The organism is Pseudomonas sp. NPDC087615, assembly GCF_044743445.1.
Taxonomy (GTDB): Bacteria; Pseudomonadota; Gammaproteobacteria; order Pseudomonadales; family Pseudomonadaceae; genus Aquipseudomonas; species Aquipseudomonas baetica_A.
This window is the reverse complement of record NZ_JBIUWM010000091.1, coordinates 1-2,585: the sequence shown is the minus strand read 5'-3', so window position 1 is coordinate 2,585 and position 2,585 is coordinate 1. Positions and strand designations below refer to the sequence as shown.

Below are 2,585 nucleotides of genomic sequence, written 5' to 3'. Positions count from 1 at the left end.
AAAATTCGCTGAATATCGGCGATGAGATCTCCCGCCTGCAGGACAAGAGCAAAACGCTGACCGAGGACATCTTCGGCAAGCTGACCAGCTGGCAGATCGCACGCCTGGCGCGTCACCCGAAACGCCCGTATACCCTGGACTACATCGAACACATCTTCACCGAGTTCGATGAACTGCACGGCGACCGTCACTTCTCCGACGACGCTGCGATCGTGGGTGGCATTGCTCGTCTGGAAGACCAGCCAGTGATGATCATCGGTCACCAGAAGGGCCGCGAAGTCCGTGAAAAAGTACGCCGCAACTTCGGTATGCCGCGTCCGGAAGGCTACCGCAAGGCTTGCCGTCTGATGGAAATGGCCGAGCGTTTCAAAATGCCGATCCTGACCTTCATCGACACCCCGGGCGCCTATCCAGGTATCGACGCCGAAGAGCGTAACCAGAGCGAAGCCATCGCCTGGAACCTGCGTGTGATGTCGCGCCTGAAGACCCCGATCATCGCCACCGTTATCGGTGAGGGTGGTTCTGGCGGTGCTCTGGCCATCGGTGTTTGCGATCAGTTGAACATGCTGCAGTACTCGACCTACGCGGTGATCTCGCCGGAAGGTTGTGCTTCGATTTTGTGGAAAACCGCGGAAAAAGCACCGGATGCCGCCGAGGCGATGGGCATTACTGCCGAGCGTCTGAAAGGCCTGGGTATTGTCGACAAGGTGATCGGCGAGCCATTGGGCGGCGCTCACCGTGATCCGGCCGCCGCTGCGGCGTCGATCCGCGCCGAGCTGAGCTCGCAACTGGCGATGCTGAAGAAGTTCGATAACGAAGCGCTGCTCAAGCGCCGTTACGATCGACTGATGAGCTACGGTCTCTAAGTCGAAACGCGATACCTGATGTGGGAGCGAGCCTGCTCGCGAAAGCGGTATGACAGTCGACGAATGTGTTGAATGTTAAACCGTCTTCGCGAGCAGGCTCGCTCCCACATTTGGTTGAGGCAAAGAGAACGATATGGGGCAGTCCATGATTGATTTGCCTTCCCGGCTTTTGCTTAATCTTGCAGCCTGGCGCAATGCCAGGAACTGGCGCGTCGCTTTCTCCGGTGGTCTCGACTCGACCGTCCTGCTACATCTGCTCGCCAATCTCGCAAAAGACCAATCCCTTCCGGCGCTAAGCGCGATCCACATCCATCATGGTCTTCAGTCTGCGGCCGATGCGTGGCCGGCGCATTGCCAGTCTGTCTGCGATGCGCTCGGTGTTCCATTGCAAGTAGAGCGGGTCACGGTGCAACCGGGTGCGAGTCTGGAGCGGGCGGCGCGGGATGTGCGTTATGCGGTGTTCAGTGCGCTGACGCAGGCCAATGATGCGCTGCTGACCGGCCAGCATCGGGATGATCAGGCGGAAACCTTACTGTTTCGTCTGTTGCGTGGCGCAGGCGTCAGAGGATTATCGGGCATGCCGAGCCAGCGAGAGCTGGGGCAGGGTGTTCTGATTCGACCTTTGCTTGATGTCACTCGGGCTGAACTGGAGGCCTATGCACAAGCTCATCAATTGCACTGGATCGAAGACCCTTCGAATCAGGATCGTCAGTTCTCGCGCAATTACCTGCGCCATCAGGTCATGCCGCTGCTGAGCAGTCGCTGGCCGCAAGCGCAAGCAAGCATGGCGCGCAGCGCTGCGCATCTGCGAGAGGCGCAGGGTTTGCTCGATGAATTGGCGCAAATCGATCTGGCACAGGCTGCAACGCCTCATGGATTCCAATGGCTGCGCTTGCCGTCTCTGGCGTTGGCGCCACTTTGCGCGCTCTCCGCCCCCCGGCAGCGAAATGCGCTGAGCCATTGGCTCGAACCGCTGACGCGTTTGCCTGACACCGACCATTGGTCGGGTTGGGCGGATCTGTGCAATGCCGGTCACGATGCTTCGCCGGTCTGGCGTCTGGCCGATGGCGAGTTGCATCGCAGTGCCGGTCGCCTGTGGTGGCTCAGTGGCGACTGGCTGCGCGCTCCGGTGATCGACGGCGAGTGGCAGGCGCCGGCGTCGCCGCTAAGCTTGCCCCATAACGGGTGTGTCATGTTCATCGGTCAGGCTCCCAGCGGACCGTTGCGCATTGCCTATCGGCAGGGCGGCGAAGTGATGCCTCTGGCGGATCGCGGCCATCGCGATCTCAAGCGTTTGCTCAATGAGCGTGCGGTGCCGGGTTTCGTGCGTGGCAGATTGCCGCTGCTTTTTCGCGGTGACGAATTGCTCGCGGTGGCGAACCTGCCGGGACTTGACGGCCACGAGCAGGACGGCTGGAAAATGAATTGGCAGCCAACAGACGAAGATCAAGGTTTGAGATGAAAGGGGCATTCCGGTAGACTACGCTCCCTTCTTGATACAACTTCTGTGGATTCGCCTGAATTGCAGGAGTTGCCGATTACCAAGCAGTCTTTGCTGGGCGATTCCAAAAAATGTGTAGCGAACAACGTACCGGTGTTTCATCTGCCGGTCTGTCCCAACGCAGCGGTTTTTTTGAAAGGTGCACTGTGATTAATGCAGGTGATCGGGGGCTTCGGCCTTCCTTCGCTTTCCCCGGCGGCTCGTACCGCTTTAACGCA

Annotated in this window: 2 protein-coding genes; both read left to right on the top strand. The window is 59.4% G+C overall.

All coding sequences use genetic code 11. The features are described 5' to 3' along the window. A partial coding sequence (locus ACIOU6_RS26605) for an acetyl-CoA carboxylase carboxyltransferase subunit alpha (protein ID WP_401139622.1) occupies positions 1-866 on the top strand: 866 nt, incomplete at its 5' end. Between the two features lie 133 nt (positions 867-999). Next, the gene (tilS, locus tag ACIOU6_RS26600; RefSeq protein WP_401139619.1) at positions 1,000-2,328 is read left to right on the top strand and encodes a tRNA lysidine(34) synthetase TilS; all 1,329 of its coding nucleotides are present in this window, start codon (positions 1,000-1,002) and stop codon (positions 2,326-2,328) included. Positions 2,329-2,585 lie beyond the last annotated feature (257 nt).